This window comes from Acinetobacter sp. TWP2-2-3, assembly GCF_049896445.1.
Lineage (GTDB): Bacteria > Pseudomonadota > Gammaproteobacteria > Pseudomonadales > Moraxellaceae > Acinetobacter.
Genome location: NZ_JAFCUI010000003.1, coordinates 323,037 through 345,148, shown reverse-complemented (window position 1 = coordinate 345,148; position 22,112 = coordinate 323,037). Strand labels below are relative to the sequence as shown.

At 44.5% G+C, this 22,112-nt stretch carries 18 protein-coding genes; 11 read left to right on the top strand and 7 right to left on the bottom strand.

The annotated features are described in order from the left end of the window. Nucleotides 1–540 precede the first annotated feature (540 nt). From ACP7AK_RS07020 to ACP7AK_RS06995, 6 genes are all read left to right on the top strand, one after another. Nucleotides 541–1,440, top strand: a complete 900-nt coding sequence (locus tag ACP7AK_RS07020; RefSeq protein WP_425879268.1) for an MlaA family lipoprotein — start codon at nucleotides 541–543, stop codon at nucleotides 1,438–1,440. Nucleotides 1,441–1,543: 103 nt separating this feature from the next. After that, nucleotides 1,544–2,512 (top strand): RsbU family protein phosphatase GigA, encoded by a 969-nt coding sequence (gene gigA / locus ACP7AK_RS07015; RefSeq protein ID WP_114541358.1) that lies wholly within the window; start codon nucleotides 1,544–1,546, stop codon nucleotides 2,510–2,512. A gap of 112 nt (nucleotides 2,513–2,624) precedes the next feature. Next, a complete protein-coding gene (gene gigB, locus ACP7AK_RS07010) occupies nucleotides 2,625–3,143 on the top strand; it encodes an anti-anti-sigma factor GigB (protein WP_004647542.1) in 519 nt (172 codons plus the stop codon). 20 nt (nucleotides 3,144–3,163) lie between these two features. Further along, on the top strand, nucleotides 3,164–3,991 hold the full coding sequence (locus tag ACP7AK_RS07005) for a carbon-nitrogen hydrolase family protein (protein WP_005107790.1): 828 nt from the start codon (nucleotides 3,164–3,166) through the stop codon (nucleotides 3,989–3,991). Between the two features lie 102 nt (nucleotides 3,992–4,093). Beyond that, nucleotides 4,094–4,519, top strand: a complete 426-nt coding sequence (locus tag ACP7AK_RS07000; protein ID WP_004732917.1) for an organic hydroperoxide resistance protein — start codon at nucleotides 4,094–4,096, stop codon at nucleotides 4,517–4,519. Between the two features lie 183 nt (nucleotides 4,520–4,702). After that, nucleotides 4,703–5,095, top strand: a complete 393-nt coding sequence (locus tag ACP7AK_RS06995) for a DUF4951 domain-containing protein (RefSeq protein ID WP_005103334.1) — start codon at nucleotides 4,703–4,705, stop codon at nucleotides 5,093–5,095. Nucleotides 5,096–5,145: 50 nt separating this feature from the next. On the opposite strand, the gene gspE is transcribed toward ACP7AK_RS06995, so the two are convergent. Further along, a complete protein-coding gene (gene gspE, locus ACP7AK_RS06990) occupies nucleotides 5,146–6,633 on the bottom strand; it encodes a type II secretion system ATPase GspE (RefSeq protein ID WP_425879264.1) in 1,488 nt (495 codons plus the stop codon). Nucleotides 6,634–6,777: 144 nt separating this feature from the next. On the opposite strand from gspE, the gene ACP7AK_RS06985 reads away from it, so the two are divergent. Together ACP7AK_RS06985 and ACP7AK_RS06980 are read left to right on the top strand one after the other, a co-directional pair. After that, nucleotides 6,778–7,557, top strand: coding sequence for a hypothetical protein (locus tag ACP7AK_RS06985; RefSeq protein WP_086044916.1), 780 nt, complete (start codon nucleotides 6,778–6,780; stop codon nucleotides 7,555–7,557). Nucleotides 7,558–7,566: 9 nt separating this feature from the next. Continuing rightward, nucleotides 7,567–8,490, top strand: a complete 924-nt coding sequence (locus ACP7AK_RS06980; RefSeq protein ID WP_005250806.1) for a mechanosensitive ion channel family protein — start codon at nucleotides 7,567–7,569, stop codon at nucleotides 8,488–8,490. A 47-nt stretch (nucleotides 8,491–8,537) separates the two neighbouring features. Here the strand turns inward: ACP7AK_RS06980 and ACP7AK_RS06975 are convergent, their stop codons facing one another. After that, nucleotides 8,538–11,246, bottom strand: coding sequence for a DUF2339 domain-containing protein (locus ACP7AK_RS06975; protein ID WP_425879262.1), 2,709 nt, complete (start codon nucleotides 11,244–11,246; stop codon nucleotides 8,538–8,540). A gap of 161 nt (nucleotides 11,247–11,407) precedes the next feature. Between ACP7AK_RS06975 and polA the strand changes: the two genes are divergently transcribed. Further along, nucleotides 11,408–14,170: a DNA polymerase I gene (gene polA / locus ACP7AK_RS06970; protein WP_425879260.1), complete on the top strand. Its 2,763-nt coding sequence runs from the start codon at nucleotides 11,408–11,410 to the stop codon at nucleotides 14,168–14,170. Between the two features lie 253 nt (nucleotides 14,171–14,423). On the opposite strand, the gene ACP7AK_RS06965 is transcribed toward polA, so the two are convergent. The 5 genes from ACP7AK_RS06965 to ppx are packed head-to-tail and all read right to left on the bottom strand — an operon-like array spanning nucleotide 14,424 to nucleotide 19,543. After that, nucleotides 14,424–14,993 (bottom strand): YggT family protein, encoded by a 570-nt coding sequence (locus tag ACP7AK_RS06965; protein ID WP_005107800.1) that lies wholly within the window; start codon nucleotides 14,991–14,993, stop codon nucleotides 14,424–14,426. A gap of 19 nt (nucleotides 14,994–15,012) precedes the next feature. After that, on the bottom strand, nucleotides 15,013–15,852 hold the full coding sequence (gene proC, locus ACP7AK_RS06960; protein WP_114541354.1) for a pyrroline-5-carboxylate reductase: 840 nt from the start codon (nucleotides 15,850–15,852) through the stop codon (nucleotides 15,013–15,015). A 2-nt stretch (nucleotides 15,853–15,854) separates the two neighbouring features. After that, complete coding sequence (gene tilS / locus ACP7AK_RS06955) at nucleotides 15,855–17,231, bottom strand: tRNA lysidine(34) synthetase TilS (RefSeq protein WP_425879257.1); 1,377 nt, start codon at nucleotides 17,229–17,231, stop codon at nucleotides 15,855–15,857. After that, nucleotides 17,168–17,992, bottom strand: coding sequence for an acetyl-CoA carboxylase carboxyltransferase subunit alpha (locus tag ACP7AK_RS06950; RefSeq protein WP_004278263.1), 825 nt, complete (start codon nucleotides 17,990–17,992; stop codon nucleotides 17,168–17,170). The genes tilS and ACP7AK_RS06950 overlap by 64 nt, the downstream gene beginning before the upstream one ends. A 30-nt stretch (nucleotides 17,993–18,022) precedes the next feature. Then, nucleotides 18,023–19,543 carry an exopolyphosphatase gene (gene ppx / locus ACP7AK_RS06945; RefSeq protein WP_425879254.1) on the bottom strand — a complete coding sequence of 507 codons (1,521 nt, stop codon included), beginning with the start codon at nucleotides 19,541–19,543 and terminating at the stop codon, nucleotides 18,023–18,025. 260 nt (nucleotides 19,544–19,803) lie between these two features. Between ppx and trxA the strand changes: the two genes are divergently transcribed. Both trxA and rho read left to right on the top strand, forming a co-directional pair. Beyond that, on the top strand, nucleotides 19,804–20,130 hold the full coding sequence (gene trxA, locus ACP7AK_RS06940) for a thioredoxin (RefSeq protein WP_004278266.1): 327 nt from the start codon (nucleotides 19,804–19,806) through the stop codon (nucleotides 20,128–20,130). Nucleotides 20,131–20,452: 322 nt separating this feature from the next. After that, a complete protein-coding gene (gene rho, locus ACP7AK_RS06935) occupies nucleotides 20,453–21,721 on the top strand; it encodes a transcription termination factor Rho (RefSeq protein ID WP_004278267.1) in 1,269 nt (422 codons plus the stop codon). The last annotated feature ends 391 nt before the right edge of the window (nucleotides 21,722–22,112 follow it).

Genomic DNA, 22,112 nt, shown 5'->3' with positions numbered 1-22,112 from the left:
AATCAGTAGTACCTTTAAAGGGCACCAATCTTGGCTCATCAATTTTCTGACAAATATTTCTCAAATAAACTTCGAGTAATTTCTACCATCAATCAATGAAAATAATTTCGATCAATCAACCAGTAAAAATCCACACAAGTTGTTCTTCATAATCTCTTAATGATCTTCTTGCTGATTCGTCACCAGCAAGCTAGGTCGGCTATATTACTCTCTATCTCTAGAAAGTCAACCAGTAATGAAAACTATTTTTCAAACTTATCAAATAAAACCCAACTCAATTAAACTCAACTAAGTCACTGTTTTATCAGAGGTTTTAATCTTCATCACCGCCGATGGATGTGCATTCTACAGCATTTCAGAGCCCTTGCAACACCTTTTTCAAGAAAATCATTTTGTATGTATATTTTTTAAGCTTTTCGTGTGTTTTCATTCATTTTTTATACAAATTTGCTTAAATGATGTCTATTCGTGAATATAACGTTTATTATTTTTATACTAATAAGTAGTGCTACTTACACAGAAAAGGCCTCAGGTTACCTTATGCATCGTTCTATTTACTTATCTATATGCTTATTTTCTTTAGCTTCAAGCGCACATGTTTTCGCCGAGGCGGCCACCAGTGTGGAAAATCTGGAAAACGAGCCTGCAAAAACGCCGCTTAGAACAAAAATCTCGACCAAAGCGCAACAATTACAAACGCAACTGAAAGTTGATGCCAGTGCAGCACAGGCTGAAGAAGTTAAAGATCCTTTTCAACCGTTAAATAGAAAGATCTATCAGTTTAATGATGCGATTGACCGCACCGTGGTACGTCCCATAGCCGTACAATATGTGGAAAAAGTTCCTCAAGATGTTCGTGGCAGCTATACCCAGTTCCGCAGTAACCTAGGTGAACCTTGGAATGTGGTGAATCAGCTCATTCAAGGTCGTCCTGCCCGCGCTGCTAAATCCCTAGGTCGTTTTACCATTAACACCTTAACAACTTTAGGACTGGCTGATCCAGCGCGTCGCCTGGGCTTGAGTCATGAAGAGGAAAAATTTGGAATTACCTTAGGTTATTATGGCGTGCCTTCTGGCCCTTATATCATGTTGCCATTTTTAGGTCCAAGTTCTGTCCGTGGCGTAATCGGTACTGCTGTAGATAGTCAAGCTCGTCCACAAAAATACATTCTCGAAGATGAAGATGGACTTTACTGGACTGATCAGTTTTGGCGTGCCATCGATACCCGTTCAGAAATACTGGACGTTGAAGGAGTGCTGACTGGCGATCGCTATGCGCAGATTCGCGATATTTATTTACAACGTACCAATTATGCAATTGCAGAAAAGAAAGGTACAGAACAAGATACGCTTTTCCTAGAAGATGATTTTGAAGATGACAATTCTGATGATGCACCTTCTAATGATAGCAATATTGAATCTTCAAACGAAGATCTTTAAGTTTAAGCTTCATGTATGATTGCTAGTGAAAATCTGTTCGCTAGCAATACTTTACTTGTTATAGTACATCTTATAACCAATCCTGGGATTGAATCACTTTTTTATGTATTTCATTCAACCGACTCGTGATATTCCTTATTTAGATCAAGTACTTGATACGCTTCCGCATGTTCAGATGATCTATCTGGATGATCATGAACTATATGACTCTACGATTATTGCGATTGCAGATGTACATGATTATCTGAAATATAAGTGGAATCTGCCTACGATTGTACTGGCCTTAGAGAATGAAGGTACTGCTTTGGCGCAGGCCTGGGAACAAGGTGCTTTAGCCGGCTGGATCTGGAGCAAACTTCCCGAGAATCCAGATATGGCATTACAAAAAATTGATGCACAATATAAGCGTAACCAGGATAGCCGTGACCTGCCTTCTGCTGCAGAACTACAAAAAAAATTGTTACCGAATCCGATTGAACTGACCAATTATGAGGTCGAAACCTATTTTCAGCCTTCAGCCTATCTTTCAGGGGATTGGTATGATTATTGGAAAATCAGCGACAAAGAAGTGATTTTCTATTTGGCCGATGTATCCGGACATGGCGTCACCAGTAGTTTGCTCACGTCCTGGATGGCAGCTTTCCATGGTCGCTCCAAGACGCCGCGCGAGCTGATCAAGAAGCTGAACGGTATGCTGATGCAGGAAAATATTGAAAAGCACATCACCATGATTGCCGGGATTCTTAATCTGGAAACCCATGTATTAAAATGGTCCAGCGCTGGACATTATCCTCCACCGATTATATTTGAACCCAATCAAGAACCTAAAATCCTCTCTTCCAGCAGTTTCCCTTTGGGCTTAACCGAAGATCTTGAAGTTGAGGAAAATGAATGGGTATTAAGTCGCAATGCGCGCTTTATTATCTGTTCGGATGGCGCACTGGAACCTTTTGATGGTGGTTTAAATGAACAATTCTCGCAATTATTACACCATTTGCAGAATCAATCTTTTCAGGCTCCGGAACATGTGGCTGACGATATCGCCTTTTTAAGCTTTATCCGCGTAAATTAGCAGTATATTTACAGGCTTTATAAGCACTTAATTTGATTACTACTTTCAGCCACTTGAGTATCAATACACCCTATGGGATAATTTAATATCCTTCTCTGCAAATGGCATTTATATGTCAACAGGTCATGTTGAATATGCAAGTCTGAATGGAACGCATATTTTTAAGCTTATCGGCGAAGTGCGTGCCCAATCTTGTATTAGTCTAGACAAATTACTGAACAAAATTGAACAGCAAGACAACGTAGTTGGCGCTATCGTTGATCTCACCGAAACCAGTTTCATTGACAGTACCGTACTGGGTGTTTTAGCGAAACTAGGACTCAAACTCAAGCAAGTACACAATATTCAGGCTGTCATGCTTTCTACCAATTCTGACATTACCACTTTGGCCAACAGTATGGGATTGAGCCAAGTGTTTGTGATTCTGAATTATTGTGGTGATCCAAATGTCTGCACACGTGCGCTGATGGAAGAACATGTCACGCATCAAAATATGCTGAATACGGTTCTGGATGCGCATAAAACCTTGATGAAACTGAATCAAAGCAATCAGAACATGTTTGAACCTTTAGTCAAACAGCTACAGAAAGAGCAAGACAATTTAGATAAAATTTCCGAGCAAAAGGTATAACCATCTTATAAGAGGACCCTATGACTTTACTTTCTGTTGTACAAATGAATTCTCAAAATGAAATTGATGTCAATTTCGTGGAGATTGAATCTTTAATTCAACAAAGTAAGGCCAATGGTGCTGAACTGATTGTTTTCCCGGAAAACTTTGTCTGTTTTGCAGCAGGTAAACAGCGTGAAACTGCTGCACAATTTGAAGTGATTCAGCAGCGTCTGGAACAACTTGCCCATGAATATGACACCTGGATCGTTGCCGGTACATTACCCTGCCCTTATCGTCCGGATGGTTCGATCATTGAAGATGGCCGCGTGCGTACCGTTAGCCTGTGTATCAGTCCGGAACGGACCGAAGCGCGTTATGACAAAATTCACTTGTTTGATGTGCAAGTCGGTGATGCTGTAGGCGGTTATCAGGAATCCAAGTTCTTTGAGCCCGGCACAGATGTTGTCGTAGCCAAAACCCCTTTTGGTAATATTGGTTTAATGGTCTGTTATGACCTGCGTTTTCCGGAACTAGCGTTAAATCTACGAGCCAAAGGTGCAAACCTCTTGACCGCACCTTCTGCTTTTACCTATACCACAGGTGAAATGCACTGGCAGCTTCTTCTGCAAACACGTGCTCTAGATAGCCAATGTTCGGTGCTTGGCGCAGCTCAACAAGGCTGGCACGGTGAAAAACGTCAGACTTGGGGACATGCAGCCGCCACCAATAGTCGTGGACAACTTCTTAATATGATCCATGCAGAAGGTGCTCAACTCATCACCGTCGACTTTGATTTAAATGAACAGCAAAAAGTGCGTGAATCCATGCCTTTAATGCAACACCGTAGACTTCTTCAACTTTCCTGAATCGTTTCATTTGCTTGCATAAAATAACAAAATCCCTGCTTATTCTTCAGGTGAAATCACCGAGCATAGAAGCTCTACGAAAAATAAACAGGGATTTAACTCATGTCATTAGAAAAAGCCGTCTATACCGCACATGCCAAAGCCACAGGGGGCCGTGATGGCCGCGCCATTTCTGACGATCAGATTCTGGACGTCCAATTGGCCGTACCTAAAGAAATGGGGGGACCAGGCGGTGGAACCAATCCTGAACAGCTCTTTGCCGCAGGTTATTCCGCCTGTTTCTTGGGTGCAATGAAATTTGTTGCCAATCGTGACAAGCTCAATATCAGTAAAGATGCCTATATTGAAGGTGATGTTGGGATTGGTCCGATTCCTACCGGGTTCGGGATCGAAGTGACATTAAACATCCATCTTGAAGGCATGGATCAGGAAGAAGCAAAAAAACTGGTGGATGCTGCGCATATTGTCTGTCCATACTCAAATGCGACCCGTAATAATATTGATGTGAACTTAAACGTAATTACTTAATTTTTTTATTTAACAGCTATCCTGAAAAAAGTTTCAGGATAGCTAGACTTCAATTATAAATTTCAAAATTTACCCGCTTCATCTTTTGTCAAAAGCTACTTCTCTTCCCCACTTGAAAACTGCAGCAAAAACTTAAGAAATTATATATAATGATTCTTATTTACATTTATTCGATTTATATTGATGTTAAAACTAGTTCTTCTGAATTCTCTCCTGCTCCTCACTGCTACAACCTCTTTTGCAGATCTTTATCTCTCAGAAAAAATCCGTCCGAAAATAAAATCTCTGCTCAATACTGAAATTGAACGCCTACCCATTCCTGCAACACCCAACAATATGATTCTGCCTGAATTTGGTAAAGGGATTATTGGCTGGGGCGCTGGCCCCAAAGATGCTGAAGCCCGTTTTCTCAATATTACTCAGGCAGATGTTGAAACAATGAAACAGGAAGGACTGAGTTTAGCAATGGCACAAGCCTGGCAGAACTTTTATGAAAATGAAACTCTGCGTAATCCGGGAAATCCGACTGCACCTTTTCGTGCACAACTCATGAAAAAAATCGTCAGTCTCTGGTAAATATCCAAAAGTCCTGACGATCATTATGATAAAGCGAGCAGATTAAAAAATTATTCTACTGCTTCGTTGGTTACTCGCAATACTTCTTCAATCGTGGTTTTTCCGGCCAATACTTTACGCAGACCATCATCACGAATGGAACCTGACTGCTGACGTGCATAGCTTTCGATTTCATATTCAGCCGCATTGCCATGAATCAAACGGCGCATATGATCATCGACTGGCACAATTTCATAAATCGCGGTACGACCACTAAAGCCAGTATTGCCACAACGTTCACAGCCTTGAGGTTGCGGTAATTTTAAATCTTGGGGATGCTCAATATTGCCAAATAGATTCTTCTCGAAAGCATCTGCTTCATGCCAAGTCGCGCAATGTGGACACAAGGTACGCACCAGACGTTGGGCAATTACCCCGATTAAAGAACTGGAAAGCAAAAATGGTTCAATTCCCATATCTTTCAGACGCGTAACCGCACCAATCGCGGTATTGGTGTGCAAGGTGGATAACACCAGATGTCCAGTCAGGGATGCCTGTACCGCAATTTCTGCCGTTTCCAGATCACGAATCTCACCGACCATGACCACATCCGGGTCCTGACGTAACATCGCTTTTAACGCACGGGCAAAGGTCATATCCACTTTGGTATTGACCTGCGTTTGTCCAATGCCTTCCAGCTGATATTCAATCGGATCTTCAGCTGTGAGGATATTCTTGGAACCGTCATTCAGGTCAGAAAGTGCCGCATACAAGGTGGTGGTTTTACCCGAACCGGTCGGGCCAGTCACCAGAATAATCCCGTGCGGGCGATGTACTAAGGTCTTGAGTCGATCATAGTCATTATTGATCAGACCCAAATGGGTCATGTTCAAACGGCCGGCCTGCTTGTCCAGCAAACGCATCACCACCCGCTCCCCATAAGAAGATGGCAAGGTGGATACACGGACATCGACTTCACGTCCGGCCAAGCGTAATGAAATACGGCCATCTTGAGGAATACGCTTTTCGGCAATATCCAGTTTGGCCATGACTTTAATCCGTGAAACCAGAAGCGGTGCCAGTTCACGGCGTGGCTGTACAATTTCGCGTAACTGGCCATCGACCCGTAAACGCACCGACAGTTTTTTCTCAAAAGATTCAATATGAATATCGGAAGCCCCGACACGAATCGCCTCTGAGAGCAATGCATTGATCAGCCGTACAATTGGCGCATCATCTTCCTGATCCATCAGGTCTTCAGCTTCCGGTACCGAATCAGCCAGACTGAGTAAATCCGGATGATCTTCCAGACCGGCAGCGACCTGTTGCGATTCGCCGCTATCGCCGGCAAAACTGGAACTGAGTAACTGGTTAAATTCCTGTTCGCTACAGAGTTGAAAATGAGCCGGATAACCGAGCAGACGGCGAGCTTCCTGCAATGCAAGCATCGAGGTATTGTCACGACGCAGAATAAAGGCCTGATCTCCCTCATAACGCAACAGCACACCATGGCGCTTGGCGAAGCTATATGGGATTTGTAATTGTTTAAGTACTTGCATCGCGGATTATAATAATGATGAAAAAATTTAAATTGAGTGTACTCTAAGCATATGACAGCGTGAAGTATGTTTTCAAAGATTTAGCAAGAAAGGGTGCCAAGATTGCCGCGAGATAAAGATGAATTAATCCCGAATACAGCGAAAATGCGCTGGTGGGGAGAACAGAATTTTGAAATAAATCAGTCTAAAGCCTGGCAGTTTGGCTCCTTGCTGTTTCGGCTGACCCGAGGGATTCAGGAATGGCGACTGGAATATTTCCGCCCTTCTGTGCAATACGATTATGAACAGCAATGGCATCAGATTGATGATCCGAATTTTGCCTTTCCCCCACCTGTGAAAATTGAACGCTATATGTTCAAATCCACGCAAAACAAATTGCAACTGATGCCACGCCTTGCAGACCGTTCTGTGGTGATTAAACCAGTCGATCCGATTTATATTCCTGCCGGACAGCGCGGTACGCTTTATATCAGCACGCCCTTATGGATTGCCGGTTTTGTCGAGGGGCAGCGCGAACCGATTTTCGATTTGCCGGTAATCTTGCCAAAAGACACCTGGTTTGGACCCAATCACCGTTCGGGGGAAATCTGTTATGCCACCGCAGTCGATGGCAGAACCGAACTGAAACAGTTACATCCGCGAGCCTTTCGTGCAGTCACGCCGATTGAGTTTCACAATACCAGTAACCAGCAATTGCGCTTTGACCGAATGAATGTGCCAGTGCCTGCCCTGCCGCTTTTTTACAGTGAAAGTACCGGCCGCTTATGGACCTCACAAATCCGCGTTTTGCATGAAAGTTCGGATCGTCCACCACGGATTCGGGTCGAAAACCGCACACCACCAAATGCTGGTGAAGTGGCCTATCTGCATCCACCGCGCGATCCGGCAGGTGCGTTATTTAATATGTTTGATTCATTTTTCTAAGGGCGTCTGATGCCAAGTTCAAATATTCCGACCGAAGTCACCAACAGCCTGAAGGGAGTATTTACCAATATCAATACCGACCGTTTGACCGAAGTTCTGGTGGCGGTGGTGTTGTGCTTTATTGGTTTCCTGATCGCACGCTTTATTTCCAATACCTTTATTCGCACCATTGGTGTCCGTTTTAATGCCCATCAGAAACTGGTCTGGCGCCGCGGAATTTTCTATTTTATCTTCCTGCTGTTTGTGATGGCTAGTCTGAAAGAAGCCGGTTTTAAACTCAGTGTCTTCCTTGGCGCTGCAGGGATTTTAACGGTCGCACTGGGTTTTGCTTCGCAAACCTCAGCATCCAACCTGATCAGTGGTCTGTTCCTGATTGGTGAAGGTTCTTTTGAAGTCGGTGATACCATCCAGATTACCTTGATTCGTGGGCATACCATTGAAGGCGAAGTGATTTCGATTGATCTGCTCTCGGTTAAACTTTTGACCCAAGATAATATCTATGTGCGTTTACCGAATGAACAGCTAATTCGGGCACCGGTGCAGAACTTGTCGAAATTTCCGATACGGCGGATTCCGATTACGTTGGCGATCAATTTCCATGAAAATATTATCAAGGTACGCGAAGTTCTGCTGGACGTTGCCAATAAATATCCACTGGTACTGGCCGACCCGAAACCTGCAGTCACCGTTACCGCTTTCCGTGAATCTTCGATTGAACTGCTGTTTGCAGTGTGGTGCCAACAGGAAAACTACCTGAAAGTTCGTGATGAAATGCAGGAACGGATTCGCAACGGCTTTGTCGATAACCAGATTGAAATTCCGGTGCCAAAAATGGGCTTTGTCGATCATCCACTTTCCCGTCCTTTGGAAAATGAAGAAATCGATCAATATGCCAATGAAAAGGCCCTCAAAAGAGAGCCTGATCTGAAATAACCCTTAGATTCCCTCTCCTTTTTAAAGGAGAGGGTTAGGGAGAGGATTCAAAGCTCCCTCTCCGGCATCGGCGCAATATAAGCAATCAGTAGCATCACCCCGCCCGCCAGCAAGAAGGAAATCACCCGGGTCAGGGTGCCAATATGTGACAGGTCAAATAGTACGAGCTTCAAGGTCACAATCACCAGAATACTGCCGCCTAAAATCCACATCAGTTTCAGTTTTTTGAGCGTTGCTGTCCACATGGTAATCCAGGCGAGTAATACCCAAAGTATGGTCAGACTAAGCTGAACCGTCGCATTGCTCCATAATGCCAGCTCATTAAACGGCGTCTGCAGGTACACATGTAAAGCTCTTAAAACAATATAACTGGAAAGCCATAACAGACTTAGTACCATTAAAACTGCGATCATGCCTTTATCACGTCCCACCTTGATTTGCTGTAACAGCATCCAGATAAAACTGGCAAACATGGCGATACTGATCAGGTCAAAAGGATTCAGAATCGGCAGCCAGTAATATTGAAAGGCTTGCTGGCTAAACAGCTGTGAACAAACCAGCCAAGTTGCCATCAGCAATAAACAGCTCTTGGTTTGCCAAAGCTGCTGCCAACCTGACTGCACATCCTGCCGATAGCACCACAGGCAGAAGAATAAAGGCAAAATCACCATGCTCAGATAGGGCATATTTGAGATCAGGCATACACTTGCCAAAGCCAGACTGCTAAAAACACCAAAACTCACCCATTCCTTGGAGAGCTGCAAGCCAGCCAGCGGTCTAAGCCACAGAATGGCCAACAATATCGCTGAAAGTGCAGAAACCCCACGTTCCAGATCACTATTCCAGACAATCACCGCATTCTGACTGCGATCCAGAGTTAGAATCGCCGCAATGACCAGCAAGGGCGAGATGCCACTCCACTTCGGCAGTAACCATGACCACTCCTGATTTTTGCGCAGGATCATTTCATTGAACATTACATAACCCAGTGTGATGATAAATAAACTCAGCACATAGGCATGCTGACTCGGAAATTCATCTTCCAGCAAGGCAAATAGCATCAAACTGGCCGCGACACTTAGGCTGCTTAAAAAACTGACACTCAGACTATTCATCTGCTGCTGGTACTGCTTTTTAAGCTGACTGATGACCACGACTGCCACATAGCACAGACTCAAAATCCAGAAAATTATTCGCGGTGTTGGATTAATCTCGACCAGATAATACAGGCTGCTGAATCCGGCCATCAGCAATAAGCCCATGCTCAGATAGTGTGCTACCCGGACATTTTTTTCCAAGGCCCATAAATAAATCAGCACACCTTCAACTGCCCAGCCAATCACACTCCATTGTTCTGTCAATAAGATCGGGGGCACCAAGGCGAGAAAAATCAGCATCAGGCTCAGATAGCTCTGCGAAATGAGCAGGATAGTTTGTTTACGGCGCAGCAGTGTCCAGCAAGCGGCAAAGACCAGTGCAAAGAACAGGCTTAATCCAGCTTGCCAGAGTTTTTGATTGGGCTGATTAAAATGAATCAGATACAGAAAAATATATGCCGTGATCGGTGCAGCAAAAATCAGCGCTAAGTCCAATACCGGTTTTAACTGAAAACGTGAGAGATCCTGTCGTGCCAGCAACTGGCTAAAGCGGAAACCTAGCCAGATAAACAGCGCACTATGTGCCAGAATCAACGCAGTCATGGCATAACGCTCATATGTATAACCATGAATCAGGCTATATATCCCGCCAACGACCGCAGTCACTAAAAAGGCAATTTGATTGAGAATCTTCCATGGCCGGAAACTGCTCAGCACTGCCACCCCGATATTGATCAGCAAATAATAGCTAATCAGCTCAACGGCAGAAGCATCGCGGGTCGGTAAGGTAAACGGCGCCAGATAAGCAATCAGCAAAGCCATCAAAGCCAGTTCGATGCTTTCCTGTTTCAGGCTTAAATATAGAGTGATGGCCAGAATAATGAGAAATAGCAATGTTGCCAACGGTAACGTGGGAATCACCAGATTGTAATAGGCAAAAAATAAGGTCAGGAACAGACTGCCCAAACCCAGTCCTTCTAGTGCCAGAGCAAAACTCCGATTTTTCTGCATCAGGCGATAACCCAGCCCTGCTATACACCCACTCGCCAGTGCAACCAGGCCCAATTTTGCAGCTAGACTGAGTTGCCAGTGCTCAGTGGCAAAACGCAGCAGTAAAATAATCCCAATCACCAAAATACTAATCGCGACTTTTAAGACTGGATTCCCCTGGAAAAGCCAGCGCTGCAGTTGATCTACCAGATGAGGAGTGTCGTTTACCTCTTGGGCAGACTCAGTTTTCACGAATGGAACAGAATCGGATCGATCTGGTGATCGCTGTAAGGGATCGGCAGAATGAGATTGTGATTGCAACTGTATCAAACGTCCTTCCAGACGTTGCAGCCACCTGAGCAAAAAGAATACCCAGGCCGTAATCCCGATTCCCATCAGCCAATCCAGTTCAGCCAACCCGCCGACAATGGCAGTAATTGATGAGATATATAAAGGAACTTTAGAATTGCGCTCCAAGGACATCTGCTGCTGTCCGGCCAGTTGTTGTAGCGGTGTTTCTACCGCAGTGACATATTGCATCACGCTAAAGATAAACCCCAAACCACACAGATAAGTTACAATCTGATAACCCAGATACCAGGCGCTGATCCCGGCTATCAGCAGGGTAATCAGCCAGATCATGCGCAACTCATTCCGTCCTACAGCCATTCTTATATTTCTCTTTCCTGAATCCTTCCATCATACAACAGCTTGTGCTGCTTATTTCATCTTCAGCCGATATTCGCTAAGCTGTAAACTCAGACTCGCCTCAGCGAGCGCGGTAAAAATCACGTACAATAGCGCTGTATTTTGAATAAGGAATTGATTACATGCCACCATTTGTCTTGGTCGATGGCTCTTACTTTTTATTTCGTGCCTTTCACGCACTGCCACCATTAACCACGTCAACCGGTTTACATACCAATGCAATTCGTGGTGCGATTTCTGCTATTCAAAAACTGATGCGCCGGACCCAACCGACCCATATGGCGGTAATTTTTGATACCCCAGAACCGACCTTCCGGCATGAGCTGTCACCGATTTATAAAGGTGATCGTCCCAGCATGCCAACGGAATTATCCGAACAGATTCCTTATCTGCATGCCTTGATCCGCGCTTTGGGCATTCCCCTACATACCTTACCGGGTGCCGAAGCCGATGACATTATCGGAACACTGGCCAAACGTGCCGAGGCGATGGGACATCAGGTACTGATCTCTACGGGCGATAAAGATATGGCACAACTGGTGACCGAAAAAGTTACCCTGGAAGACAGCTTTAAAGAAAAACCGCTGGATGTCGACGGCGTGTTTGAAAAGTTTGGCGTCTGGCCGAATCAGATTATTGACTATCTGACCCTGATGGGCGATGCATCAGATGGCATCATGGGCGTGCCAGGTGTAGGTGCCAAAACTGCAGCAAAACTGCTCACTGAATATGGCTCGATTGGCGGCATTTTAGAAAATGTCGACAAGATCAAAGGCAAAGTCGGTCAAAATATTAAAGAACATGTCGATGGTATTGCACTGGACCATCAGCTGGCCAGTATTGTGATCGATCTGGATCTTAACTTTGGTTATGACGATTTAAAACTGGGTGAGCCAAATGTCGAGACCTTGCGTCATTTGTACACCGAGCTGGAATTCCGTAACCAGCTGCAGTCCTTAGATCACCCGAACAACCCGAATAATTCAAACTACCAGCAGGCGGCAAAATCTATTAACGCCAAAGCGGTTACAGCACCAGAACCTCTGGAAGACCATGCGTCTGTGACCAGCAGTGATGACCAGCTAGGTCAAGCGACCTACCACACAGTATTAGGCCAGCAGGACTGGGACACACTGTTTGAGCGCCTAAGTACCGAAAAACGTTTTGCCTTTGATACCGAAACCACCAGTTTGGATTATCGTATTGCACAGATTGTCGGTTTCTCGGTCGCCTTCGATGCGCAGGATGCTTATTATGTTCCCTTGGCACATGATTATGAAGGCGCACCGGAGCAGCTGAATCGTGAAGTAATTCTGGCGCAGATCAAACCAATTCTGGAAGATGAGTCTGTAAAGAAAATTGGTCATCATCTGAAATATGATGCACATGTACTGGAAAATCATGGCATTCATCTGGCAGGCTGGTATTTCGATACCATGCTGGCTTCCTATGTCCTGAATTCTGTCGCGACCCGTCATGGCATGGATGATGTGGCCCGTCTGTATTTGAGTCATCTGACCACGACTTATGAACAGGTGGCCGGTAAAGGTGCTAAACAAAAGACCTTCAACCAGATTCCACTTGAAACTGCAGCACATTATGCAGCAGAAGATGCACATGTCACCTATCGCCTTTATGAAGTCTTGAGCAGCAAATTGCAGGCACACCCTGAACTGGTGAATATTCTGCATAATATTGAAGTTCCGGTCGCACGTGTACTGACGCAAATGGAAGAAAACGGCATCGAACTGGATCTGGCTTTTCTGGATCAGCTTGGGGGCGAATTTTCCAATACCATGCACAATCTGGAAAACCAGATCATGGAAATTGCCGATGAAAGCTTTAATGTCAGCTCACCTAAACAGGTCGGTGAAGTGTTATTTGAAAAGCTGGGTCTAAAAGGCGGTAAAAAAACCACCACCGGACAATACAGTACCAGTGAAAGTGTACTGGAAAAAATTGAACATCCGATTGCCCAGCTGATTCTGGAATATCGTGGCTTGTCCAAGCTGAAAAGTACCTATACCGATGGCTTATGCAAACAGGCCAATCCTGATACCCACCGTGTGCATACCAGTTATCATCAGGCATTGACTGCAACTGGCCGTTTATCATCGACTGATCCAAACCTGCAGAACATTCCGATTCGTGCCGAAATTGGCCGTCAAATCCGCAAGGCGTTTGTGGCACCGGAAGGTCGTGTTTTGCTGGCAGCCGATTACTCACAAATTGAATTGCGTCTCATGGCTCATTTATCTCAGGATGAAGCCTTGCTAGATGCCTTTATTCACGGTCAGGATGTACACCGCCGTACCGCAGCTGAAGTTCTAGGCATTCCTTTGGAAGAAGTGACCAATGACCAGCGTCGTCAGGCCAAGGCCGTCAACTTCGGGCTACTTTACGGTATGTCCGAATTTGGTTTGATCCGTCAGTTGGGCTTTACCCGTCAGGAATCACAGGATTATATCAAGCAGTATTTCCATCGTTATCCGGGCATTTATGACTATATGCAACGTACCCGTCAGGTCGCATTAGAACAGGGTTTTGTTGAAACCCTGCTCGGACGCCGTTTATATACTCCAGATATCGATGCCCGTAATATGATGGTGCGTAAAGCGGCAGAACGTGCTGCGATTAATGCCCCGCTACAAGGTTCAGCTGCGGATATCATTAAAATGGCGATGATTGAAGTCGACAAGATGTTGCCGAAAGATCAGGCCAAAATGCTGCTGCAAGTTCACGATGAACTGGTGTTTGAAGTCGATGAAGACATTGCCGATGAACTGGCACCTAAACTGGCTGAAGTGATGCAATCGGTATTGCAGATTTCTGTACCATTGGTGGTAGAAGTGGGTAAAGGCAAAAACTGGGATGAGGCGCATTAAAGGGTTTCCTCACCCCAGCCCTCCCCCCTCTGGGAGAGAGAGTGAAAACCAATATTATTTTAAAGGTATCCCCTCTCCTCTCAGGAGAGGGTTAGGGTTAGGGTTAGGGAGAGGTTAATATCCCATCTTCTTGTACTGCGATTAAAACTTGTTCACCGTTTGGGAAGTTTAACAAATCCTTCCCAACTTCCCTTTTCTAAAGGGAGGAGCAAATAAAAAAGGACGCCTCAGCGTCCTTTTTATTTGGATCCGATTAAAGACCGGTAAGCAATACAATCGCCACCTGGTTCATAATCATTTCGATAATAATCAAAGTTAAAATAGCGAAGATTGGAGAAAGGTCAATCATCCCCATATTTGGCATGATACGACGGAATGGCGCCAGTAAAGGCTCAGCCAGCTCTTGCACGACTTCAATATAAGGCGAACGAGACTGAGTAAACATCACCACCCAACTTAAGATAATCGTAGCGAAAATCAAATAACGACAGAAACGGATAAGATCCTGCATCATGGTAACAAAAGTCAGAATAATCAGATGGACAGGCCCATTCGGCGTCCCCCCTGACAGATACATCATGCCAAAAATTTTAAGCAGATAGAGCACGACCAATAATGCCAAAGCAGCAGTACTGACTCGGCCTTTGGCCAAGGTTGGGAAAATTCGACCAAATACATCTACAATTTTAGTGGCTTTCACGGTAGAAAGAACCACAGGATTGTAAGGACTGACCGCTGCCAGTTGCATTAAAAATCGGAAGAATACGAGCAAAATCGAGACGTTAATGATAATGCCAAAAATTAGCGCAGAATTTGCACCCATACTTGAACGTTCCTAAAAATTAAACTGAAGATTTGCTGCTTTCACTGAGCTCTTGTGCCAGTTCTTGACTGCGTTTTTGTGCAGCGGCAAGTGCCGCCTGAATATTTTGAGAAATCTGGGCGCGATCAAAGACTTCAAGTGCCGCCTGTGTAGTCCCATTTGGAGAAGTCACATTTTTACGTAACTCAGCCGGCGTATTCGAGCTGGTAATCGCCATTTGCGCCGCGCCTAAAGCCGTCTGCAAAGTCAGTGCGGTTGCAACTTTTTCATCCAGACCTAAATTTTTACCCGCACGAATCATACTTTCCATCATATAGAAAAAGTAAGCCGGACCCGAACCCGAGACTGCAGTGACTGCATCAATTTGTGCTTCTGATTCGACCCAAATGGTCAGCCCGGTCGACGCCAGAACCTGACTGGCCAGCTCACGGTCACTGGTTTCCACAAATGCATTGGCATATAAACCATGTGCACCGGTCTGTACCAATGCAGGTGTATTCGGCATGACCCGGACAATACGCTCTGTCCCCAACAATGCTGATAATGTGGCAATTTCTGCACCGGCAACAATGGAAATAATCAGTTTGTTATTAACCAGACCTTTTAAAGGTTGCAGTACTTGAGCCAAAACCTGAGGTTTTACCGCCAATACAACGATATCTGCATCCTGAATTGCAGCACTATTATCCCCGGTCACATTAATTTCTTTTTCCGCCAATAAAGCACGGACTTTTTCGACCGGATCAGAAACTGTAATACGTGTTGCTGGCAAACCACGTGAAATCAGACCGCCAATTAAGGCTTGGGCCATATTACCGCCACCAATAAAACAGATATTACAATTTAAAGCTGCACTCATGTTCAATGCTCATCGTTGAGTTCTAAAGTTGAAAAAACCGAAATCGGCAGCCATCCGCCTGCTTCACAATATGCAGATTGGGCCAACCAAAATCCTTTAGGGGTAAACACGCCTAGCATAACATTATCTGTGCTTAATATTTGAATAGTATGCCGAGCCCAGGGAAATATTTGCGCTTCCTGAATGGCTTTTTTCAGTGGCCAGGTACCGACACGGCCATATAAATGAATTTTTTCGCCACCCTGCCGCTGCTGCAAATGCAAAGTTTGCTGCAACAATGCAGGAGATAAACCGAGCTGTGCAGGCGCGATGATAAATTTCCCTGACAAAACCTGTACGCTATCTTTTAAAGCAAATTTTATAGTTTTCGGGCTAGTTTGAACTTGTTGCTGATCAGCTAAATAAGTCTCTGCGGTCAGACGATATAATTGCTGCTGATAGCGTACATAGTAAAAGCCTTGCCAATGCAATGCCGCCTGAGCATCTTGTTTGGCATAAATCACTTCGCGTTGCAAACGCTCCACCATATCTAAGGATGGACGATACTGTTGTTTACCTTTCATCCAGGCAGAGAGTAATTGACGTTGTCGTGATTTTGAAAGCTGTAGAAATTTACCAAGATCGAGCTGCGTTTCAGTCCCACAAGACGCTAAATCCTGTTGCAGCACTTCTTGTAAAATGTCTTGAGCATCCTGCATTAACTCACTGGTTCGCACCAAGGCAGCTTGCATTTTATGATAACGTTCGCTTAATATCGGCCACAGCGTCTGGCGTGCCCAAGCCCGATCATAATGGGTATCATCATTGGTCGGGTCTTCGATATTCTTAACATTTAAGTCTGATGCCCATTGGCAAATCTGCTCACGGGAAATATCCAGCAATGGCCGCCAAATCGTGAGATTTTCACGTACATCGATTTGTTTCATTGCCGCTAAGCCGTCAACACCGGCACCAGACAATAAACGTAGCATCAGGGTTTCCGCCTGATCCTGCTGATGATGTGCCAGCACCAATATTTCATCCGCTTGCAAATGTTGCAGATAAGCCTGATAACGTGAATTGCGCGCTTGCTGTTCCAGATTGCCACTAGCGACATGAACTGGCTGGATGATGCAGGGAATATTCAGTTGCTGACATTGATGTGCAACGAACTTGCCCCAATCTGCGCTGAGTGCTTGTAACTGATGATCGATATAAATCGCCCGAACTTTTTCCGGGCATAAAAAAAACATCAGATGCAGCAACAGCATAGAATCTACGCCGCCACTGCATCCGATGAGAAATTTTGTCTCTGCAGGAAAGTCCTGCAGCTGTTTTAAGAAACCAGACCTAAATTGTCGCTGCCAAACTTCATTAAACGTTGGTAACGTGCTTCGCATCGTGCTTGCGCTTCCATTGGTTGCAGTTCATTCAAAGCTTCTTTCAGCACTGCTTTCAAGCTGTTCATGACCTGATCCGGATTTAAATGAGCACCCTCACCTTCATCCACCACATATTCTACAATACCCATTTTCTGCAATTTTTCTGCAGTCAGAGCCAAGGCTTCACTGGCCTGTTCAGCTTTTTCAGCGGTTTTCCAGAGAATTGAGGCACAGCCTTCCGGTGAAATCACCGAATAAATACTGTGAGAGAGCATCACCACACGGTCTGCTACTCCAATACCGAGTGCACCACCTGAACCGCCTTCACCTAGTACAGTTGCAATTACCGGTACTTTCAAATTGGAAAGCTGAGCCAGACTGGTGGCAATTGCTTCAGCCTGACCACGTTCTTCTGCACCGACACCCGGATAAGCACCCATAGTGTCAATAAAAGTAAAGACTGGCAGGTTAAAACGCTCTGCCATGTCTAGCAGACGCTGTGCCTTACGATAACCTTCCGGATTACTCATGCCGAAATTATGCTGTAATTTTTCACGGGTACTACGACCACGATGCTGACCAACGATCATCACCGGTTGACCATCAAAACGAGCCAGACCACCGATCATCGCGCCATCATCACCATATAGGCGGTCACCATGTAAAGCATCAAATTCAGTGAATATTTCACCCACATAGTCCAGGAATTGTGGACGTTCTGGATGACGTGCAATCTGCACTGTCGCCCATGCTTTTGATGGAGTTGCTTTATTTTTCATAGGTTAACCGTTTTCATCCCTATAAAGGTATTAATTAACAAACTGTTCGGATTGAATCGAGAGTTCAATCTCCCAATTTTTAAATTGCTGCTGTTCATCGTGCAGTTCAGCGACCAGCAATGGCCATTGCTTGGCATCACCAGACACGGTGAGTTGCCATTGTTGCGCATTTTCAACCTTCAGTTCAATGGCAGGAAGCATCTCATCGCTACGACTGTGATTGACCAAAACCGACAGACGAAGCAGCAAACATAACCATAAAAGTTTAGATCCACCGACTTTCATCACATCAATCTTGGCATCAGCGCGCAATTTGCGCCGATGGTGCGCGACCAAATGTGACAAATGATTTTGATCAACTTGCGAGAAACCGGCAATATCCGAGTGTTGTAATAAATACGCGCCATGACGATGATAGCCACTGTGACTGATGGCCAAACCAATCTCATGGAGATAGGCAGCACGACGTAACAGGTCACTATCTTCAACACTCAAACCGAGTTTACTGGCCACGTCATTAAACAGTTTCTGTGCCGTCTGAACCACACGCTCAGCCTGCTTGGCATCGGCATTGTATCGACCAATCAAGGCATGTACGGAACGATCACGGATATCTTCATGCTTGAAACGGCCAAGCAAGTCATACATCACGCCTTCACGTAGTGCACCATCAGAATAGACCAAATGGTCAATTCCCAGTACATCAAAGACTGCATAGAGAATGGCAATACCAGCAGGTAAGACGGCACGACGATCATCTTTCAGACCTTCGAACTCCATGTCCGAGACATATTTATATTTAAGCAGTTTATCTTTGAGCTTTTCCAGGCCTTCACGCGTCAACTGTTCGCGATCATTGCTCCAGCCCATATTGACGCAAATCTGGCGGCAGGCTTTAATGGTGCCACTCGAGCCAACGACAGCATCCCAACCGGCTTCTTTATAAGTATTGGCAATTCCCGAAATTTCTTTACGTGCCGCAGTAACTGCTTTATCAAAGGCTTTGGCACTGATTTCGCCATCCTGAAAATAGGCCTTGGTAAACGCTACACAGCCCATTTGTACCGATTCGGTATGAATCGGCTCGAATTCTTCACCGATAATCAGCTCAGTTGAACCGCCACCGATATCAACTACCAGACGACGACCGCTGTTGGCCATGGTATGCGATACACCCAGATAAATCAGACGGGCTTCTTCACGACCGGCGATAATTTCGATCGGTTTCGGTAAAATTTCTGCAGCTTTCTGGATAAATTCATGGCCGTTTTTGGCTTGACGCAACGCATTCGTCGCCACAATCCGTAATCGGTTCGGCTGAACTGCGCCTAAACGTCCGACAAAACGGGCCAGACAGGCCAAACCGCGTTGCTGGGCGGCTTCGGTTAAATTCTTATTTTCGTCTAGTCCTGCGGCAAGCTGAACTTTTTCTGACATTGATGCCACTTTCTTCACTTCGCCATGGTCTACACGGGCGATGGCCAAATGAAAGCTGTTTGATCCCATATCGATGGCGGCAAGTAATTCTTCATCAATCAAAAAGTCAGACATTCCAGAAATAAACCTTTAACGAATTGTGCTTAGAGTAATTCACATGCATGCAATTTAAAAGCCATTTGTAGCGACAATTTAATGCCTTATTCTTTTTTGTATCGGGAATAATAGTGAGACACGATCATCACTATCGTGATCATCCATTAGACAAAATAACATTAAGCATTGAAAATTTACAGATTCCCCTACATTGTTAAAGATGGCTATGTAATACTAATAATTAGTTATCTTTAAAATATTAATCTGGAGCACATTCCATGTCTGGCAACATCGTAAACACTACTGACGCAAACTTCGAAGCAGACGTTCTTCAATCAGACGTTCCTGTACTGGTGGACTTTTGGGCAGGCTGGTGTGCACCATGTAAAGCAATTGCACCCGTACTTGAAGTGCTTGCTGATGAATACCAAGGTAAAGTTAAAATCGTGAAAGTTGACGTAACTTCTTGCGAACAAACTGCTGTGAATTTCAACATCCGTAACATCCCGGCTTTGTTGATGTTCAAAAATGGTGAAGTTGTTGCGACTCAAGTCGGTGCTGCACCAAAATCTAAACTGACAGCATTTATTGATGACAATATCTAAGCACAGCATTTTTAGTAAAAAATACGCGACTCATGCTCGCGTATTTTTTTCGGCTATAAATTGACAAACCTGGCATTTTCTCTTATATTCGCTACTCAAGAGATAAAGGATCCTAAATCCTGTCAATTTCTTACAAGACACATTACATAAGATGCCGCTCGGCAATAGAAATTGTTTTCCACATTTTTCTTTGAAACACTCAAACAGATCTCTGAATTGTTCTTTTGCAAATTCAATTGCTTTCGTTTGAATGCTGGTATGCGGCCGAATGTTACTCCCTTTCTAACCTGTACCTCAGAACTTTGATTCTATCTGACCACCTATGAATTTAACCGAACTCAAGAAAAAACCGATTGGCGAACTCATCAAGATTGCCGAGTTTATGGGCCTCGAAGGTATGGCTCGTAACCGTAAGCAAGACATTATTTTTGCCATCTTAAAACGTCATGCAATGAATGGCGAAGAGATTTTTGGTGATGGCGTTCTAGAAATTTTGTCAGATGGTTTTGGCTTTTTACGCTCAGCCGCAGGTTCTTATTTAGCAGGTCCTGACGATATTTATGTCAGCCCTTCTCAAATTCGTCGTTTTAACCTCCGTACTGGCGACACCATTACTGGCACCATTCGCCCGCCGAAAGAAGGCGAACGTTATTTTGCTTTACTTAAAGTCAATCAAATTAACTACGACACACCTGAAAATTCACGTAACAAGATTCTGTTTGAAAACTTGACGCCATTATTCCCGACTGAACAGTTGGTGATGGAGTTGGGCAATGGCACCACTGAAGATTTAACCACCCGTGTGATCGACTTAGTTGCACCGATTGGTAAAGGCCAGCGTTCAATTATTGTGGCTCCGCCGAAAGCGGGTAAAACCATGCTGCTGCAAAGCATTGCACAGTCCATCGTTCGCAATAATCCTGAAGTTATTCTGATCGTTCTCCTAATTGATGAGCGTCCAGAAGAAGTGACTGAGATGGAGCGTACGGTTCGTGGTGAAGTCGTGGCTTCTACCTTTGATGAATCTCCTGCACGTCACGTTCAAGTCGCTGAAATGGTGATTGAAAAAGCAAAACGTCTGGTTGAACATAAAAAAGATGTGGTGATTCTGCTTGACTCGATTACCCGTTTGGCGCGTGCCTATAACACCGTGATTCCTTCATCAGGCAAAGTACTGACTGGTGGTGTGGATGCGCATGCCTTAGAACGTCCTAAACGCTTCTTCGGTGCTGCACGTAATATCGAAGAAGGCGGTTCACTGACCATCATTTCTACTGCCCTGATTGAAACCGGTAGTAAAATGGATGAAGTGATTTATGAAGAATTCAAAGGTACAGGTAACCAGGAAATTACCCTTGATCGTCGCATTGCAGAAAAACGCGTATTCCCTGCGATGAACATCAAGAAATCTGGTACTCGCCGTGAAGAACGCCTGATGTCGGAAGACAATCTACGCAAAGTCTGGATTCTGCGTAAGCTGCTGCATACTCAAGACGAATTGGCGGCAATGGAATTCTTACTGGATCGTATGAAAGAAACCAAGACCAATGATGATTTCTTTGATCAGATGAAACGCAAAGCTTCAAATTAAAATTTCAAATGAAAGGTCACCTAAGCGGTGGCCTTTTTTAGGTTGACATAAATTACAGAATGAAACAATCAAGCCTGATTTATGTAAACTTATTTTTAAGTTTTTGATTAATAAAATGTTCAGATTAAAAATTGTATAACTTTTAAGTGTTTAATAAGCCTTTCTCCAATCTAAATGTTTCATTCCATTGTTATTTTCTGTTAAAAACTTCTTATTTTTTATCGTTTTTCCGTACTTTTTTGATCATTGCCAGTAGCAATTAAAAATGCGCAGTGATAGCATATTTGCAGACCAGTTAGACTGCTCCTGCGTTGTTAGTCCCTAACACAATTAGGAACAATAAAAGCACTTAACAGACTAACTTTGGTTTTTTTTAATCTCAATTTTTAGA

Coding starts and splice junctions, on each gene's coding strand:
- ACP7AK_RS07020 (WP_425879268.1), top strand. CDS start 541: ATGCATCGTTCTATTTACTTATCTATATGCTTATTTTCTTTAGCTTCA.
- gigA (WP_114541358.1), top strand. CDS start 1,544: ATGTATTTCATTCAACCGACTCGTGATATTCCTTATTTAGATCAAGTA.
- gigB (WP_004647542.1), top strand. CDS start 2,625: ATGTCAACAGGTCATGTTGAATATGCAAGTCTGAATGGAACGCATATT.
- ACP7AK_RS07005 (WP_005107790.1), top strand. CDS start 3,164: ATGACTTTACTTTCTGTTGTACAAATGAATTCTCAAAATGAAATTGAT.
- ACP7AK_RS07000 (WP_004732917.1), top strand. CDS start 4,094: ATGTCATTAGAAAAAGCCGTCTATACCGCACATGCCAAAGCCACAGGG.
- ACP7AK_RS06995 (WP_005103334.1), top strand. CDS start 4,703: ATGTTAAAACTAGTTCTTCTGAATTCTCTCCTGCTCCTCACTGCTACA.
- gspE (WP_425879264.1), bottom strand. CDS start 6,633: ATGCAAGTACTTAAACAATTACAAATCCCATATAGCTTCGCCAAGCGC.
- ACP7AK_RS06985 (WP_086044916.1), top strand. CDS start 6,778: ATGCGCTGGTGGGGAGAACAGAATTTTGAAATAAATCAGTCTAAAGCC.
- ACP7AK_RS06980 (WP_005250806.1), top strand. CDS start 7,567: ATGCCAAGTTCAAATATTCCGACCGAAGTCACCAACAGCCTGAAGGGA.
- ACP7AK_RS06975 (WP_425879262.1), bottom strand. CDS start 11,246: ATGGCTGTAGGACGGAATGAGTTGCGCATGATCTGGCTGATTACCCTG.
- polA (WP_425879260.1), top strand. CDS start 11,408: ATGCCACCATTTGTCTTGGTCGATGGCTCTTACTTTTTATTTCGTGCC.
- ACP7AK_RS06965 (WP_005107800.1), bottom strand. CDS start 14,993: ATGGGTGCAAATTCTGCGCTAATTTTTGGCATTATCATTAACGTCTCG.
- proC (WP_114541354.1), bottom strand. CDS start 15,852: ATGAGTGCAGCTTTAAATTGTAATATCTGTTTTATTGGTGGCGGTAAT.
- tilS (WP_425879257.1), bottom strand. CDS start 17,231: ATGCGAAGCACGTTACCAACGTTTAATGAAGTTTGGCAGCGACAATTT.
- ACP7AK_RS06950 (WP_004278263.1), bottom strand. CDS start 17,992: ATGAAAAATAAAGCAACTCCATCAAAAGCATGGGCGACAGTGCAGATT.
- ppx (WP_425879254.1), bottom strand. CDS start 19,543: ATGTCTGACTTTTTGATTGATGAAGAATTACTTGCCGCCATCGATATG.
- trxA (WP_004278266.1), top strand. CDS start 19,804: ATGTCTGGCAACATCGTAAACACTACTGACGCAAACTTCGAAGCAGAC.
- rho (WP_004278267.1), top strand. CDS start 20,453: ATGAATTTAACCGAACTCAAGAAAAAACCGATTGGCGAACTCATCAAG.